This is a genomic window from Bradyrhizobium sp. WSM4873 (assembly GCF_055811355.1).
Window position 1 is genome coordinate 244,104 of the sequence record NZ_JBVVPS010000006.1, and the last position, 14,045, is coordinate 258,148.

At 65.2% G+C, this 14,045-nt stretch carries 13 protein-coding genes; 5 read left to right on the top strand and 8 right to left on the bottom strand.

Annotated features, from left to right (window positions below; translation table 11 throughout):
• Window positions 1-127: 127 nt before the first annotated feature.
• A complete protein-coding gene (locus AC0L21_RS12265; RefSeq protein ID WP_035974993.1) occupies window positions 128-388 on the bottom strand; it encodes a hypothetical protein in 261 nt (86 codons plus the stop codon).
• Between the two features lie 130 nt (window positions 389-518).
• On the opposite strand from AC0L21_RS12265, the gene AC0L21_RS12270 reads away from it, so the two are divergent.
• Complete coding sequence (locus AC0L21_RS12270) at window positions 519-1,748, top strand: lytic murein transglycosylase (protein ID WP_473261611.1); 1,230 nt, start codon at window positions 519-521, stop codon at window positions 1,746-1,748.
• Window positions 1,749-1,754: 6 nt separating this feature from the next.
• Here the strand turns inward: AC0L21_RS12270 and AC0L21_RS12275 are convergent, their stop codons facing one another.
• The 3 genes from AC0L21_RS12275 to recJ all read right to left on the bottom strand — a co-directional run bounded on the left by AC0L21_RS12275 (window position 1,755) and on the right by recJ (window position 5,365).
• Window positions 1,755-2,552 carry an aldolase gene (locus AC0L21_RS12275; RefSeq protein WP_473261615.1) on the bottom strand — a complete coding sequence of 266 codons (798 nt, stop codon included), beginning with the start codon at window positions 2,550-2,552 and terminating at the stop codon, window positions 1,755-1,757.
• A 109-nt stretch (window positions 2,553-2,661) separates the two neighbouring features.
• A complete protein-coding gene (locus AC0L21_RS12280; protein ID WP_473261617.1) occupies window positions 2,662-3,471 on the bottom strand; it encodes an SDR family NAD(P)-dependent oxidoreductase in 810 nt (269 codons plus the stop codon).
• Between the two features lie 52 nt (window positions 3,472-3,523).
• Window positions 3,524-5,365, bottom strand: a complete 1,842-nt coding sequence (gene recJ / locus AC0L21_RS12285; protein ID WP_473261620.1) for a single-stranded-DNA-specific exonuclease RecJ — start codon at window positions 5,363-5,365, stop codon at window positions 3,524-3,526.
• A gap of 274 nt (window positions 5,366-5,639) precedes the next feature.
• Between recJ and AC0L21_RS12290 the strand changes: the two genes are divergently transcribed.
• Window positions 5,640-6,716, top strand: coding sequence for a methyl-accepting chemotaxis protein (locus AC0L21_RS12290; protein WP_473261622.1), 1,077 nt, complete (start codon window positions 5,640-5,642; stop codon window positions 6,714-6,716).
• A 157-nt stretch (window positions 6,717-6,873) separates the two neighbouring features.
• On the opposite strand, the gene AC0L21_RS12295 is transcribed toward AC0L21_RS12290, so the two are convergent.
• Window positions 6,874-7,860, bottom strand: coding sequence for a helix-turn-helix domain-containing protein (locus AC0L21_RS12295; RefSeq protein WP_473261624.1), 987 nt, complete (start codon window positions 7,858-7,860; stop codon window positions 6,874-6,876).
• Window positions 7,861-8,362: 502 nt separating this feature from the next.
• Between AC0L21_RS12295 and AC0L21_RS12300 the strand changes: the two genes are divergently transcribed.
• The 3 genes from AC0L21_RS12300 to AC0L21_RS12310 all read left to right on the top strand — a co-directional run bounded on the left by AC0L21_RS12300 (window position 8,363) and on the right by AC0L21_RS12310 (window position 10,782).
• A complete protein-coding gene (locus tag AC0L21_RS12300) occupies window positions 8,363-9,376 on the top strand; it encodes a formylglycine-generating enzyme family protein (protein ID WP_473261626.1) in 1,014 nt (337 codons plus the stop codon).
• Between the two features lie 235 nt (window positions 9,377-9,611).
• Window positions 9,612-10,355, top strand: coding sequence for an SDR family oxidoreductase (locus tag AC0L21_RS12305; RefSeq protein WP_473261629.1), 744 nt, complete (start codon window positions 9,612-9,614; stop codon window positions 10,353-10,355).
• A gap of 10 nt (window positions 10,356-10,365) precedes the next feature.
• The gene (locus AC0L21_RS12310; protein WP_473261631.1) at window positions 10,366-10,782 is read left to right on the top strand and encodes a cupin domain-containing protein; all 417 of its coding nucleotides are present in this window, start codon (window positions 10,366-10,368) and stop codon (window positions 10,780-10,782) included.
• Window positions 10,783-10,789: 7 nt separating this feature from the next.
• On the opposite strand, the gene AC0L21_RS12315 is transcribed toward AC0L21_RS12310, so the two are convergent.
• Genes AC0L21_RS12315 through AC0L21_RS12325 form a run of 3 tightly spaced genes read right to left on the bottom strand, consistent with a single transcriptional unit; the run spans window position 10,790 to window position 13,847 of the window.
• Complete coding sequence (locus tag AC0L21_RS12315; protein ID WP_473261633.1) at window positions 10,790-11,794, bottom strand: 4-hydroxythreonine-4-phosphate dehydrogenase PdxA; 1,005 nt, start codon at window positions 11,792-11,794, stop codon at window positions 10,790-10,792.
• Window positions 11,791-13,353 (bottom strand): tripartite tricarboxylate transporter permease, encoded by a 1,563-nt coding sequence (locus AC0L21_RS12320; protein ID WP_473261636.1) that lies wholly within the window; start codon window positions 13,351-13,353, stop codon window positions 11,791-11,793. Before AC0L21_RS12320 ends, AC0L21_RS12315 begins: the two co-directional genes overlap by 4 nt.
• 11 nt (window positions 13,354-13,364) lie before the next feature.
• On the bottom strand, window positions 13,365-13,847 hold the full coding sequence (locus tag AC0L21_RS12325) for a tripartite tricarboxylate transporter TctB family protein (protein ID WP_473261638.1): 483 nt from the start codon (window positions 13,845-13,847) through the stop codon (window positions 13,365-13,367).
• Window positions 13,848-14,045 lie beyond the last annotated feature (198 nt).

Sequence of the window (14,045 nt, forward strand, 5' to 3'; positions counted from 1 at the left end):
CCCGCCGGTGTTTCTTTCTACTTTCTGGGCTCCCCCCCGCGGTTTTAAAAAAAAACCCCCCCCCCCGCCCCCCCCGGGGGCGGGGGCGGGGGGGGGGCGGGGGGGGGGGGCCGGCCCCCCCGCTCCGTCAGTCGTTATCGTGATGAATCACGGTCTTGCTGCGATTGCCGAATTCATCTTCCTTCTTGATCACCGTGGTGCGGTCGGCGGGTTCACGCTCCCTAATGACGGTGGTGCGATCGCGATCGCGGTCCCGCTCACGATATTCGTGAGACTGTCCGACCGTCACGCCGGCACCGACCGGACCAACGTGAACGCCGACTTCGTCGGCAAAAGCAGGCGCGGCGATGGCGGTGACCATGGCGGCGGCAAACAGATATTTCCTCATCTTCTCCTCCTCAAATTGGTGCTGGGGGAATGCGGGAGTGCGACAGTTTGTTCCGGGGAACGCGAGACCCGCGTTCCTGCAGTTCCAGGAACTGGGTCACAGCCGCCATGTTTCCCGCTAGAATGGGTTCATGAAACACGCTGATTCCATAGCCTCTCGCAGCCGTCGCGCCCTGCTTCGATCCACGCTTGGCGCAGCCGCACTCATCGCATTCCCAACACGCATCCTGGCCGCGCCTCCGGGCTTCGAGGAATGGCGCGAGGGCTTTCGCGCCCGTGCCTTGGCGAAAGGCATCTCGGCCGCGACCTGGCAGCGCGCGATGGCGCGCGTCGAGCCTGACATGAGCGTGTTCAAGCAGATGCGCAACCAGCCCGAATTCCATGAGCAGGTCTGGCAATACATCAACCGCCGCGTCTCCGACTGGCGCATCATCAACGGCAAGATCGCGCTGAAGAACAACGAGGCGCTGCTCGCGCGCATCGAGCGCGATTTCGGCGTCGAGCGCGGCACGCTGTTGGCGCTGTGGGGCGTCGAGTCCGCCTATGGCGATCCGCTGGTGCAGCAGAACCACATGACGCCGGTGTTTCCCTCGCTCGCCGCCCTCGCCTGGAACGAGCCGCGGCGCAAAGCCTATTGGGAGACCGAGCTGATCAACGCGCTACGCATCGTCGACAAGGGCTGGAGCACGCCGGAGCAGATGCAGGGATCCTGGGCCGGCGCGATGGGGCATTCGCAATGGATGCCGGAGGTCTGGCTCAATGTCGGCATCGACTACGATGGCGACGGCAAGGTGTCGCCGTTCGGCAAGCCCGACGACGCGCTGGGCTCGACCGCAAAATATCTCGTCAATCGCGGCAAGTGGCACCGCGGCGAGCATTGGGGCTACGAGGTGCGCGCATCGGGCGAGATGAGCGGCAGCCGAACCTATGCGGCTTGGCAGGCGGCCGGCGTCACCCGCGCCGACGGCCAGCCATTCCCGCAACCCTCCGCATCGGCCCAGATATGGACTCCGGTTGCGGGCGGGCCGACGTTTCTGCTGGGGCCAAATTTCAACGCGGTAAAGAGCTACAATCCCTCGATGAACTACGCGCTGGCGATCTGCCATCTCGGCGACCGCTGCCTCGGCGGCCCGCCCTTCATCCAGCCGTTCCCCGGCTCCGAGCGCGCGCTGACGCTCGCCGAGGTGCAGGAGATGCAGACACGCCTGACCAAGGCCGGTTTCGACACCGGCGGCACCGACGGCCGTGTCGGCAACGACACCATGAAGGCAATCAAGGATTTTCAGCAGCGCGCGGGCATCACGCCTGCGGACGGCTATGGCGGGCTGAAGGTGCTGGCGAAGCTGCGCCAGGGGGCGTAGGCAGGCTCAGTGCCTATACTGCGGCTCCTCGGCATCGAGCTGGCGACGGATTGCGGCGAGATGCAGCCGGGCGGATTCGGAATCGCCCTCGCGCATCTGCCTGTAGGTCTCGGCCGCAATGGCGGGACCGACCGGCAGCACCTGTCGCCCCGTCGACATCGCGAGCACCTGCACCTCGGCGGCGCGTTCGAGATAATAGAGATCATCCCAGGCCTCCGCGATGGTCGGGGCCAGCACCATCACGCCGTGATGCTTCATGAAGATGATATCGGCATCCCCGACGCTGGAGGCGATGCGCGCACCTTCACGGTTGTCGAGCGCGAGGCCGTTGTAGTCGCGGTCCACGGCCGTGCGACCGTAGAATTTCAGCGCGGTCTGGCCGGCCCAGATCAGCGGATCGCCCTCAGTCATCGACAGCGCCGTGGCGTAGGGCATGTGGGTGTGGAAGGCGACCTTGGCGCGCGGCAGGCGCTTGTGCATCTCGGCATGGATGTAGAACGCGGTCGCCTCGGGCACGCCCTCGCCGTCGAGCACGTTGCCGTGGAAGTCGCAGATCAGCAGTTTTGACGCGGTCAGCTCGCGGAAGGCGTAGCCGTAAGGGTTGACCAGGAAGAGATCGTCATGGCCCGGCACCACGGCCGAGAAGTGGTTGCAGATGCCCTCCTCAAAGCCGTTGCGCGCGGCCATCCGAAAGCAAGCGGCAAGATCCTCGCGCGCACTGCGGATCGCGTCGGTCACGAGGTCCGGACGGTTCGAGCGGAACGTTGCTGGCGTGGATGACGAAGAGTGAAGGCTGTGCGCCATGGCGGAAGGACACCTCTGTCGGCCGGAAGACGCCCGCGTTGTACAGGTCCGACGCCTGCGCGTCAGCCCCCGCGGGCGCCACCCTGCCCTTCGCAGCCCGCGCGGCGGGCTATTGCCGCCGCGGCACGCCGCCGGCATTCATGCCGCCGTCGATGACGAGTTCGCTGCCGGTGACGTAGCGCGAGGCATCGGAGGCCAGATACAGCACGCCGGAGGCAATTTCCGCAGCCTGGCCGGCGCGGCCGAGCGGCGCGACGACGCGCGCACGCTCCTCAGGATCGATCGGCGCGTTGCCCTGGTTGCCGGTCGCGCCGGTCGGGATCTTGCCCCAGATCGGCGTGTCGATGATGCCGGGATGGACGGAGTTGACCCGAATGCCGTCGCCGGCGGCCGCGCACTCCATCGCGATCGACTTTGCGAACAGCCGCACGCCGCCCTTGGTCGCCGAATAGGCCGACAGCCCGGGCGCGCCGCGCAGGCCCGCGAGCGAGGACATCATGACGATCGAGCCGCCGCCGGTCTTGCGCATCAGGGGCAGGCAATGCTTGACGGAGAGGAAGACGCCGTCGAGGTTGATCGCGTTCTGCTTGCGCCAGTCGCTGAGCGTCATGTCGACGATCGAGGGCACGGCAAGGCCGATGCCTGCGTTAGAGACCAGAATATCGAGCCGGCCAAAGCGCTTCGCGATCTCGGCTGTGATCTCGATCCAGCGCTCTTCGCTGGTGACGTCCTGCTCCAGGAAAATCGCCTTGCCACCGGCCTTGGTGACGCGATTGGCGAGCTCGGGGCCGCGCAGCTCGTCGATGTCGGTGGCGATGACGGTGGCGCCCTCGCGCGCGAACAGCTCGACGATCGCCTCGCCAATTCCGGATGCGCCGCCGGTCACCAGCGCGACCTTGCCCTGAACCTGCCCTGCCATGTTCACTCCCTTTTTTCTTTTTTGCTGTTAGCTTTTTTGTTGTTTGCCGGGCCTATCTAATCATGGATGGTCCCTGGTCGGGTAGCGCGACGTCGATGACGCGGAATTGCACACGCTCGGCGCCCTGATAGCGATCGACCGACAATGATCCCGCGACATGCAATTGCTGGCCGCGATTGGCAACGAGCGCGTTGCCGAGCTTCTGTCCGATCGAACGGAACGCGATGCCGTTGACGATGGCGCCGTCGCCCGACTTGAAGCGTAGCCTCAAATGTGCCTGTCCCACCTCGTCGGCATAGACGAGCTGGTGCGCCGGCAGCGCCAACACGACTTCCGGATTGCCGCTGCCGAAGGGGCCGGCGCGATTGAGCGTCGTTGCAAGTTCGGTCGTCACCGCGCGCGCGGAGACCGCGCCGTCGATGTAGAGCTCGTTGACGTGGCGCGCCTCGGCAACGTCGCGCGCCAGCGCGTTCTCGAGGTAGGCGCGAAACTCGGCGAGCTTTTCCTTCCGCAGCGTGACGCCCGCAGCCATCGCGTGGCCGCCGCCCTTGAGCAGAATGCCGTCGGCGACCGCCTGCCGTACTGCCTTGCCAAGATCGACGCCGGCAATCGAGCGGCCGGAACCGGTGCCGATACCACCGGGCTCCAGCGCGATCGCGAAGGCGGGCCGCGAGAACTTCTCCTTCAACCTGGACGCAACGAGACCGACCACGCCGGGATGCCAGCCTTCGGAGGCCGTCACGATCACGCCGATCTTGTCCTCGAGCCCGATCGAGGCGAGTGCCTCGGCTTCGGCCTGCGCTTCGGCCGCCTGCTCGATGATCCGGCGCTCGCTGTTGAGGCGGTCGAGTTCGGCGGCGATCCGCGCGGCCTCGACGCTGTCACCCTCCAAAAGCAGCCGCACGCCGAGATCGGCGCGGCCGATGCGGCCGCCGGCATTGATGCGCGGCCCCAGCATGAAGCCGAGATGCCAGGCCTCCGGCGGGCCGTTGAGCCGCGCCACGTCCATCAGCGCGGTGTGGCCGACATGGTCGCGCCGCCGCATCGCGATCAGGCCCTTGGCGACGAAAGCGCGGTTGAGGCCGATCAGCGGCGCGACATCGGCAACCGTGCCGAGCGCGACGTGATGCAGCATGCCGAGCAGATCCGGCTCGGGCATCTCCGCGTTCCAGAAGCCGCGCTGGCGCAATTCGCGATTGACCGCGACCAGCGTCACCAGCACGAGGCCGACGGCGGCGAGATGGCCGAGGCCGGAGAGATCGTCGAGCCGGTTCGGATTGACCAGCGCGTCGACCTCCGGCAGCTCCGTGCCGGCCTGATGATGGTCGATCACGACGACGGACATGCCGAGACGTTTTGCTTCGGCGAGCGGCTCGATGCTGGTGGTGCCGCAATCGACGGTCACGAGCAGCGTGGCGCCCTTTGCGGCCAGCGCACGCACGGCTTCCGTGTTGGGCCCATAGCCCTCGAAGATGCGGTCGGGAATGTGGATCAGCGGATCGAGCCCGCAATGGCGCAGATGCCAGGTCAGCAGCGCCGCCGAGGTGGCGCCGTCGACATCGTAGTCGCCGAAGATCGCGACCTTCTCGCTGTTCGCCGCGGCATCCGCGATCCGCTTCGCGGCGGCCTCCATCTCCGTCACCGTGAACGGGTCGGGCAGAAGCTTGCGGATGGTTGGATCGAGGAAATCTGCCACGGCGTCGCTGTCGACACCGCGCCCCGCCAGCACCCGCGCCAGCAGTTCCGGCAATAGGTGGCGCTGCACGATGGCAAGCGCCTTCGCCGCCCCGCGCGCATCCAGCCGGTCGCGCCAGAGCTTGTCGGTGAGCGAGCGCGCCACTCCCAGGAACGCCTGGGGCGCTTCGACAGGCAAGGCGGTGGCGGGCGGCGTCATGAACAGCTGTCGGTTTGAGGAACCTGGGAGCCGAGGGTTTGCATCGCCCGGCCGACGGGACGATTGGCCCGCAATCCCCCGGGATTTGCAATGTCTGCGCGGCACAAAGCGGTGGATTGCCGCTTTGCTGCGCGGACTGACTATCATTTGAGCATTCCGCAAAACAGCAAATTAAGCAGGCGTTAGGCGGAATCTCCGAAAAAGAATTGTATTCGATCTGACGTGATTGTTCCGGGTTCATTGCAGATCAGGCCTCATTGCCAAGGAAGCCCCGATGTCCGCTGCGCTGGGTCTGAAAACCAAGCCGATCACCACCGAACCCGCTGATGATGATTCCGACATCTCCGCGCTGATCAACCGCCTCACGGCGGAGGTCAACCAGATCGCGGTCGACAAGACCAAGGCGATCCAGCAGATCACCAACCAGATGAAGATGCTGGCGCTGAACGCGCTGATCGAAAGCTCGCGCGCCGGCGCGCAGGGCGCGGGCTTCGCAGTTGTGGCGCAGGAGGTCCGCGGCGTCGGCCAGCAGGTCGAGACCATCGCCCGCGAGCTCGAAAGCCAGCTGACGAAACGGACCGGCGATCTCGTCTCCTCGATCGACCGGATGAGCCAGCGCTCGCGCGGCGAGCGCATGGTCGACCTTTCGCTCAACGCCATCGAACTAATCGACCGCAATCTCTATGAGCGGACCTGCGACGTGCGCTGGTGGGCGACCGATTCAGCGTTGGTCGATTGCGCGGCCTCGCCCGACGGTGCGGCCGTGTCCCATGCCTCGCAGCGTCTCGGCGTGATCCTAGGAGCCTACACCGTCTATCTCGACCTCTGGCTCTGCGACCTCGACGGCAACGTCATCGCCAACGGCCGCGCCGACCGCTTTCGCACCGTCGGCCAGAACGTCGCCCACACCAAATGGTTTCGCGAGGCCAAGACCCTGCGCTCCGGCGACGACTATGTCGCCGGCGATGTCGAGAACCAGCCGCTGCTGGGCAATGCCCAGGTCGCGACCTATTGCGCCAGCGTCCGCGCCGGCGGCCAGGCCAACGGCGCGCCGATCGGGGTGCTCGCCATCCATTTCGACTGGGAGGCACAGGCCCGCGCCATCGTGCAAGGCGTGCGCGTCGGCGACAGCGACAAGGCGCGCGTGCTGCTGGTCGATTCCAATCTTCGCATCATCGCCGCCTCGGACGGCCAGGGCATCCTCAGCGAGCGCATCTCGCTTTCGCTGGACGGCCAGCGCTCCGGCTTCTATCAGGACCGCTCGGGCACGCTGGTCGCGTTCCATGCCACGCCGGGCTACGAAACCTATCGCGGGCTCGGCTGGTATGGTGTGATCGTCTGCGGGGCGTGAAGCCGCCAGCTTGCCCATCCAACTCAAAACCGTGAAAACAACCCCATGCACAGTAGCCATCTGGTTGTTTTCATGACGGTTTTTTTCGCCGTTTCACGCCGGCAAAACACCGGCATGCATGCGATCATGGCGTCGGTCGCGGTCCGGGCCCAGAGCGCTAGGCTCTGGCGATGTCGTCTTCGACTGGCTGCAGCGTCGTAATTCCAAGCGTTTGCGACGGACGCTCCCCGAACATTGCGAAGTAATATTGCGAAAACCGGCCGAGTTCGTAAAAGCCCTGCTGCATGGCGACGGCTGTCACGGTGGTCGAGCCGGGTGCGCTCTGGTGCAGGATGGAGTGAACAGCGCAGAGACGCTTGTGCCTGAGGAAGCTGGCCGGACCGAGGCCGAATACCTCCTGAAAGGCGCGGTGCAGGGTACGCCGCGATACGCCGAGCACCGCGCAAATTTCCGAAACATGCACCGGACGCGTGCCGGCGTCGTCGAGAAACTCCTCGACCTTGCGGACCAGCCGTCGCGCGGAAGGCAGCCAGCCGTTGCCATCGGGTGGCAGCGACGACGCGACGTTGGCAGCCATACATTCGGCGATCGATCGTTTCCAGAATTCGGCGGTTGATGGCGTCAGCCCATATTTGTTGTCGCGCAGGTGCGACATGATCCGGACCAGGCGGCGCGAGGCGATCGCGCCGGTCTCGACGTCCGCGCGGAAATGACCGCGGCTGCGCCAGGTGTCGGGGTCGCTCAGCCGTGCCTCACCGCCGAACAGCGTCGCGACTTCGTTGAGGTCGAAGCGCATAGCGGCGTAAGCGGAGCCGCCGTGAAAAACACCATCATGTTCGAGCCGCGGCGGAATGACGAGCACATCGTTGAGCTGCATGTCGAACGACCAGTGGGCGACGCGCTCTTCGGCCGCAAGCAGCATCCCGATGATCAGTCTGTCGTCGCTGGACACCCGCTGCGTGCGCATGCCGACGTTGAAAGCACCAATGCTGAGCGAGAAGTCGCCGATGCCGACATGGGACAACGTTCCGCGCAACCGACCGCGGCCAAGTTGCATCACATCGACATGCGAGCCGTGGACGGCCTGCTGAAGACCTTCGAAACCATCCAGCTTGCGCGAATCAACCAGAAGGAATTGCCCCATGGCCGGACCCTGTTACTGAAGCGCGACAATTCTGCGGCACGCGATAGCAAAGTACCACCACAACGCGAGGTGGGTGCGAGAGGCTGACTTCGCGTTTTGAGACAAATCATCGGCAAGTTTGTTGCTAGATATGCCACTGAACTGCCCTGCACTGAGGGATTTTCGACATGGGGCACTAGGTCTCACCAACTGCCCGGGCAGACTGGCACAAACTGCACATCACAGCCGTCCAATCTTCGGATACCGTTTGCAACCTTAGCGATATTGAGCGGAAGCGTTCTGCGGATGGCAGAGCGCACGCGGCAAGGATTTGCGGCGTGCTCGAAAACGTGCGTGCAAAGGAAAGAGATGTTGACGCAACGCAGCGTCCTTCTCTCCCCCGAGCGCCAAAAAAGAGGGGACCGAACAATGCGTCCAATGGGCCGGGCAAAGCGCTATCGTCGAAGTCTGCCAGAGTTGGCGCAGTAACATCGGGTGGAATGCGCGTATCGGAGCTTCCACCATGTTGCGAGCGGATCTGGATCACTGCGAGTGGTTGCCGGATGATTTGAAGACCGGCGAGATGGTCTTCATTCCCGGCGGAACGTTTCGCATGGGATCCGACCATCATTATCCCGAGGAAGCGCCGAGCCATCGCGTCGCTGTCGACGGCTTCTGGATGGACCGCACGCCCGTAACCAACCGGCAGTTCAAGCAGTTCGTCAACGCGACCGGCCATGTCACCGAGGCGCAGATCGTTCCCGACCCGAAGGACTATCCAGGCGCGCTGGCGGAGATGCTCTACGCGGGATCGCTGGTGTTCTCCCCGCTGCCGCGCATCACCGATCTCACCGACTGGAGCCAGTGGTGGACTTTCCTGCGCGGCGCCAACTGGCGTCATCCCTATGGTCCCGGCAGCAACCTCAAGGACCTCGACGATCATCCGGTCGTTCACGTCTCCTTTAGCGATGCGGCAGCCTATGCCCACTGGGCCGGCAAGGACTTGCCGACGGAGGCGGAATGGGAGTTCGCCGCGCGCGGCGGCCTCGAGGCGGAGGAATACGCCTGGGGCGATGCGCTGATGCCGGGCGGCAAGCACATGGCCAATATCTGGCAGGGCAACTTCCCCGTCCAGAATCTCGGCGAGGATGGGTACGAGCGTACCTCGCCGGTCATGGCCTTCCCGCCGAACGGCTACGGTCTCTATGACATGATCGGCAATGTCTGGGAGTGGACCGTCGACTGGTGGTCATCAAAGCACGCAGCCGACGCTGCAAAACCCTGCTGCATCCCTAAAAATCCCCGCGGCGGCGGTGAGCACACTAGTTACGACCCTCGCGTCCCCGATATCCAAATTTCGCGCAAGGTCCTCAAGGGCGGCTCGCACCTCTGCGCGCCGAACTATTGCCGCCGCTATCGCCCGGCCGCGCGCCACGCCGAACCGGTCGATACTTCGACCAGCCATGTCGGGCTCCGCTGCGTGGTGCGAATGCCGTCTGTAACCGAACGCCAACAAGAAGGACGTGCTGCAATCTAGCGAGCGCCGCTGGCGCATGCGGCGTCAGGGGGGCGCTCTGCGCGTTGGACTATTTCGATACGCAACTTTATCCATCGGCGATCGATAAACATCTTCAGCATTTTTGGACAAGGCAGGCGGGTTACAGGCAAGAGCCTGCCCCATCTCCTCGGTAAGAGTCGCCTCATCGCTCTCGCGACGCGCGCGCCGTCGATCCTGAAACGCTCGCGCCCGCAACGTGCCGAGGAGACATGCCATGAAGATCGTCGTGATCGGCGGGACCGGATTGATCGGATCCAAGCTCGTAGCGAAGCTCAAGCAGCAAGGCCACGACGCCGTCGCGGCTTCGCCGAAGTCAGGCGTGAACGCCGTCACCGGGGAAGGCCTCGCAGCAGTGCTGGCGGGCGCGGACGTCGTCGTCGACGTTGCCAACGCGCCGTCCTGGGAGCCTGCCGCCGTGCTCGGATTCTTCGAACGTTCAAGCAAGAACCTCGCTGCGGCCGAGGCGGCTGCAGCCGTGAAGCATCATGTGGCGCTCTCGATCGTCGGAACCGAGCGCTCGCCCGACATCGCCCATTTTCGCGCCAAGCTGGCGCAGGAGACCATCGTCAAGGCATCTCCGGTCCCCTACTCGATCGTCCGCGCCACCCAGTTCTTCGAATTCCTCAGCGCCATCGGCGATATGGGCGCGGCCGACGGCCAGATCGTCGTTCCCTCGGCATTGTTTCAACCGATCGCAGCCGACGACGTGGCTGATCGCCTCGCAGAGGTCGCGATGGGGCCACCGCTCAACGGCACGATCGATATCGCAGGACCTGAGAAGGCGCCCTTCAATGAATTCATCGCACGGCGCCTGAAGGCGTCCGGCGACACCCGACTGGTGGTGGGAGACCCAAAGGCGCCGTACTACGGCGCTCCCATCGACGACACATCGCTGAACCCTCTCGGCGAGGCGCGGCTCGGCAAAACGTCGCTCGCAACATGGCTTGCGAGACTTTGAGGAGGCTTCCATGCGCAGATTGCTGATCGCAATTGCTGTTTATGCCGCATCATTCCTGACGGCCCATGCCGCCGAGACAGCGGCAGCCACGGCCAAGGTGACGCTCGTGTTCGACCAGACGCTGCCGAATGTCCCGGGCAAGAGCATGAAGGGCGTGCTGGTCGAGTATGGTCCCGGAGGGTCCTCACCGGCCCACATCCACGCACCCTCGGCTTTCATCTACGCCACGGTCCTGGAAGGCGCGATCCGCAGTCAGGTCAATGACGGGCCCGCCAGGGTCTTTCGCAAGGGAGAGAACTTCTCTGAAAAGCCCGGCGACCGCCATGCCGTCAGCGCCAATGCCAGCGATACCGAGCCCGCAAAGCTGCTTGCCGTGTTCGTGGTGGATACCGCCGACAAGGAACTGACGATGCCGCTGCCGAAGTAGCAACGGATCACGCGAGGCGACGCACGGCCATCTCCGCGGCGAGCAACACCGCGGCGCGGCTGGCACCGACTGATGCAATGCCTTGGCCGGCAATGTCGTAGGCAGTGCCGTGCGCCGGTGTGCAGATCGGGAACGGAAAGCCGCCGAGCAAGGTCACGCCGCGATCGAACCCCATCAGCTTCATCGCGATCTGACCCTGGTCGTGATACATCGTCAGCACAGCATCGAAGGCGCCGCCCTTGGCGCGCAGGAACACCGTGTCGGCGGGGAATGGCCCTTCGGCGGCAATGCCCTCGCGCTGACCGGCCGCGACCACGGGCGCGATGACATCGATCTCCTCACGACCGAAATTGCCGCCGTCGCCGGCATGCGGGTTGAGCCCGGCGACCGCGATGCGCGGCCGGGCGAAGCCGGCATTGCGCATGCAGGCATCAGTCAACTCAAGCGCGCGATGGATGCGTTCGCCGGACAGTCGCGCGGCAACGTCCTTGAGCGGGATGTGAGAGGTCACGCGGGCGTTCCAGAGCCGGTCCAGCACATTGAATTCGCTTGCGGGCGTTTTGAGTCCGACCACTTCTGCGGAGAACGCGATCTCGTCGTCGTACTCGGCGCGGGCCAGTCGCATCGCCTGCTTGTTGAACGGCGTAAAGCAGACGGCATCGACCCGGCCGTCGCGGCCGAGTTCGAGCGCGTGCTTGTAGTTGGCAAGTGCGAACCTGCCGCCGGCAAGGCTCGCGATGCCCTGCCTGATGTCGCCGGGACCGAGGTGGCCGAGATCGACGAACAGCGTCTCGCCCTCCGCCTCGCGCAGATCGGCCCCCTGCTCCACCATGGTCAGTTCCGGCTTGACGCCGGCAATGCGCGCGCCTTCGTCGAAGATGCGGCGGTCGCCGATCACGGCGATCCGGCTGCGGGCGCGGATGTCGTCCTGCACCACGAGCTTTGCGGTCAATTCCGGGCTGATGCCGGCGGGATCTCCCATTGCCAGCGCAATGAGCGGCTTTGCGGTCATATCATCACCTTCTCTCGCGCGGTCTCTCGATCTGTGTTCTGGACTGTCGTCTCGTGGATCGACGGCGCAGGCTTGCGCAGCAAGCGCGCAAGCTGCAGCACGAGCGGCAACAGCAACAGCGCGATGCCGGCCACGATCAGGCATGTCACCAGCTTGTTGGCGAAGAATATCCCGAGCGATCCCTTCGACATCAGCATCGACTGCCGGAACGCGTCCTCGGCCTTGTCGCCGATGACGATCGCGAGCACGAGTGGCGCCAGCGGATAGAACAGCTTCTTGAAGAGATAGCCGACGATGCCGAAGCCGAGCATCATGACGACATCGAGATAGGAGTTCGACACCGAATAGGCGCCGACGACGCAGATGATCACGATCAGCGGCGCGATGATCACGAAGGGAATCCGCATCAGGGCGGCGAAGATCGGCACAGTCAGCAGCACCAGCACAACGGCGACGATATTGCCGACATACATCGAGGCAATCAGGCCCCAGACAAAGTCTTTCTGGTCGATGAACAGCATCGGCCCGGGATTGAGGCCCCAGATCATCAGCCCGCCCATCATGACGGCCGCGGTGGCCGAGCCGGGAATGCCGAGCGAGAGCATGGGCAGAAGCGCGCTGGTGCCGGCGGCATGATCGGCCGTCTCCGGCGAGATGATGCCTTCAACCTCCCCCGTGCCGAAGTATCGGCCACGGCGCGAGAAGCGACGGCCAATGCCGTAACTCATAAAGGATGCCGCAGTCGGCCCGCCGGGCGTGATCCCCATCCAGCATCCGATCGCCGCGCTCCGCAGTAGCGCAACGCTATGCCGTGGCAGGCGGCCGACGGCACGGAACACCTCACGCCAATCGATCCTGGAGGAGACCGCACGCGCATGAAACTCCTCTTCGACGGCGACGAGCAGCTCGCCGATGCCGAACAGGCCCATCACCGCGACGACGAAGTTCACGCCCTTGACGAGCTCGTCGACGCCCATGGTGAGGCGCACGCTCCCGGAGACCGTGTCGATGCCGATGGCGGCAATGGCAAAGCCGATCGCCAGCGCGACAATGGTCTTGATCGGCGCCGCCCCGCCCATGCCGACGAAGCTGGCGAAGGCCAGGAAATAGACCGCGAAATATTCCGCCGGCCCGAAGGCAAGTGCGACCTGCGCCACCCATGATGCGAGGAAGGTGATCAGGATGACGCCGATCAGCGCGCCGAATGCCGCCGAGCCAAAGGCGGTGGCGAGCGCCGTCGTCGGCCGTCCGTCGCGCGCCATCGGGTAGCCGTCGAAGGTGGTGGCGACAGACGACGGCTCGCCCGGGATGTTGAACAGGATCGAGGTCACGGATCCCCCGAACAACGCGCCCCAATACATGCTGGAGAGCAGGATGATGGCGGAGACCGGTTGCATGCCGAAGGTCAGCGGCAGCAGCAGCGACACCCCGTTCGGAGCACCCAGCCCAGGCAGCACGCCGACGAGAATGCCGAGCAGCACGCCGATCACCATCAGCGCCAGATGCGGCAGCGTGATCGCGATGCCAAAGCCGTGAAGGAGTTCTCCAAGATTGTCCATCGGCCTCTCCGTCAGAAGCCAAACGCGGCGGCGAGCGCGCCGTGCGGCAAGCTCACCTGGAACATGCGCTCGAACACGACGTAGAGGGCGAGCGCTGTCGCCGCCGCCATGCCAAGCGCGCGCGGCACGGATTGTTGTCGGGGGATCGCCAGCACCGCGAAGATGTACAGGGCCGAGGCGACGTACATCCCCGCCAACGGGATCGCAGCCACGAAAATCGCGGCCGGCACGAACAGGCCGGCAAGCCGGCGCAGCTCGATCGGTGTGATGGCAATGGGGACGCTGGCGAGCGTCGCGGCCGGCACGACACCTCGCGCGAGGTTGTAGAGGCTCCCGAGCACGATGATGATCCCGGTCAGGAACGGAAACGTCCCGGCGTCCACGCCCGCGCTCGACCAGCCGATGCCGTTGTCGAGACTCTGGACCACAACTGCAACGCCAAAACCGCCCGTGAGGATGGCAGTCGCAAGTTCAAGAGCGCGTCGCGATATCATAGAAGGCTCCGGTCAGGCTAAGTACAATGGCCGGCTATGGCGCACATGTTCCCCAACGCTCGGTGTCGTGGGCGGGGGGGGGGGGGGGGGGGGGGGGGGGGGGGGGGGGGGGGGGGGGGGTGGGGGGGGGGGCCGGGGGGGGGGGGGGGGGGGGGGGGGGGGGGGGGGGGGGGGGGGGGGGGGGGGGGGGGGGGGGGG

What these genes read in the sequence shown, in the direction of transcription:
- AC0L21_RS12265 (WP_035974993.1), bottom strand. Translation starts at nt 388, where the DNA reads ATGAGGAAATATCTGTTTGCCGCCGCCATGGTCACCGCCATCGCCGCG.
- AC0L21_RS12270 (WP_473261611.1), top strand. Translation starts at nt 519, where the DNA reads ATGAAACACGCTGATTCCATAGCCTCTCGCAGCCGTCGCGCCCTGCTT.
- AC0L21_RS12275 (WP_473261615.1), bottom strand. Translation starts at nt 2,552, where the DNA reads ATGGCGCACAGCCTTCACTCTTCGTCATCCACGCCAGCAACGTTCCGC.
- AC0L21_RS12280 (WP_473261617.1), bottom strand. Translation starts at nt 3,471, where the DNA reads ATGGCAGGGCAGGTTCAGGGCAAGGTCGCGCTGGTGACCGGCGGCGCA.
- recJ (WP_473261620.1), bottom strand. Translation starts at nt 5,365, where the DNA reads ATGACGCCGCCCGCCACCGCCTTGCCTGTCGAAGCGCCCCAGGCGTTC.
- AC0L21_RS12290 (WP_473261622.1), top strand. Translation starts at nt 5,640, where the DNA reads ATGTCCGCTGCGCTGGGTCTGAAAACCAAGCCGATCACCACCGAACCC.
- AC0L21_RS12295 (WP_473261624.1), bottom strand. Translation starts at nt 7,860, where the DNA reads ATGGGGCAATTCCTTCTGGTTGATTCGCGCAAGCTGGATGGTTTCGAA.
- AC0L21_RS12300 (WP_473261626.1), top strand. Translation starts at nt 8,363, where the DNA reads ATGTTGCGAGCGGATCTGGATCACTGCGAGTGGTTGCCGGATGATTTG.
- AC0L21_RS12305 (WP_473261629.1), top strand. Translation starts at nt 9,612, where the DNA reads ATGAAGATCGTCGTGATCGGCGGGACCGGATTGATCGGATCCAAGCTC.
- AC0L21_RS12310 (WP_473261631.1), top strand. Translation starts at nt 10,366, where the DNA reads ATGCGCAGATTGCTGATCGCAATTGCTGTTTATGCCGCATCATTCCTG.
- AC0L21_RS12315 (WP_473261633.1), bottom strand. Translation starts at nt 11,794, where the DNA reads ATGACCGCAAAGCCGCTCATTGCGCTGGCAATGGGAGATCCCGCCGGC.
- AC0L21_RS12320 (WP_473261636.1), bottom strand. Translation starts at nt 13,353, where the DNA reads ATGGACAATCTTGGAGAACTCCTTCACGGCTTTGGCATCGCGATCACG.
- AC0L21_RS12325 (WP_473261638.1), bottom strand. Translation starts at nt 13,847, where the DNA reads ATGATATCGCGACGCGCTCTTGAACTTGCGACTGCCATCCTCACGGGC.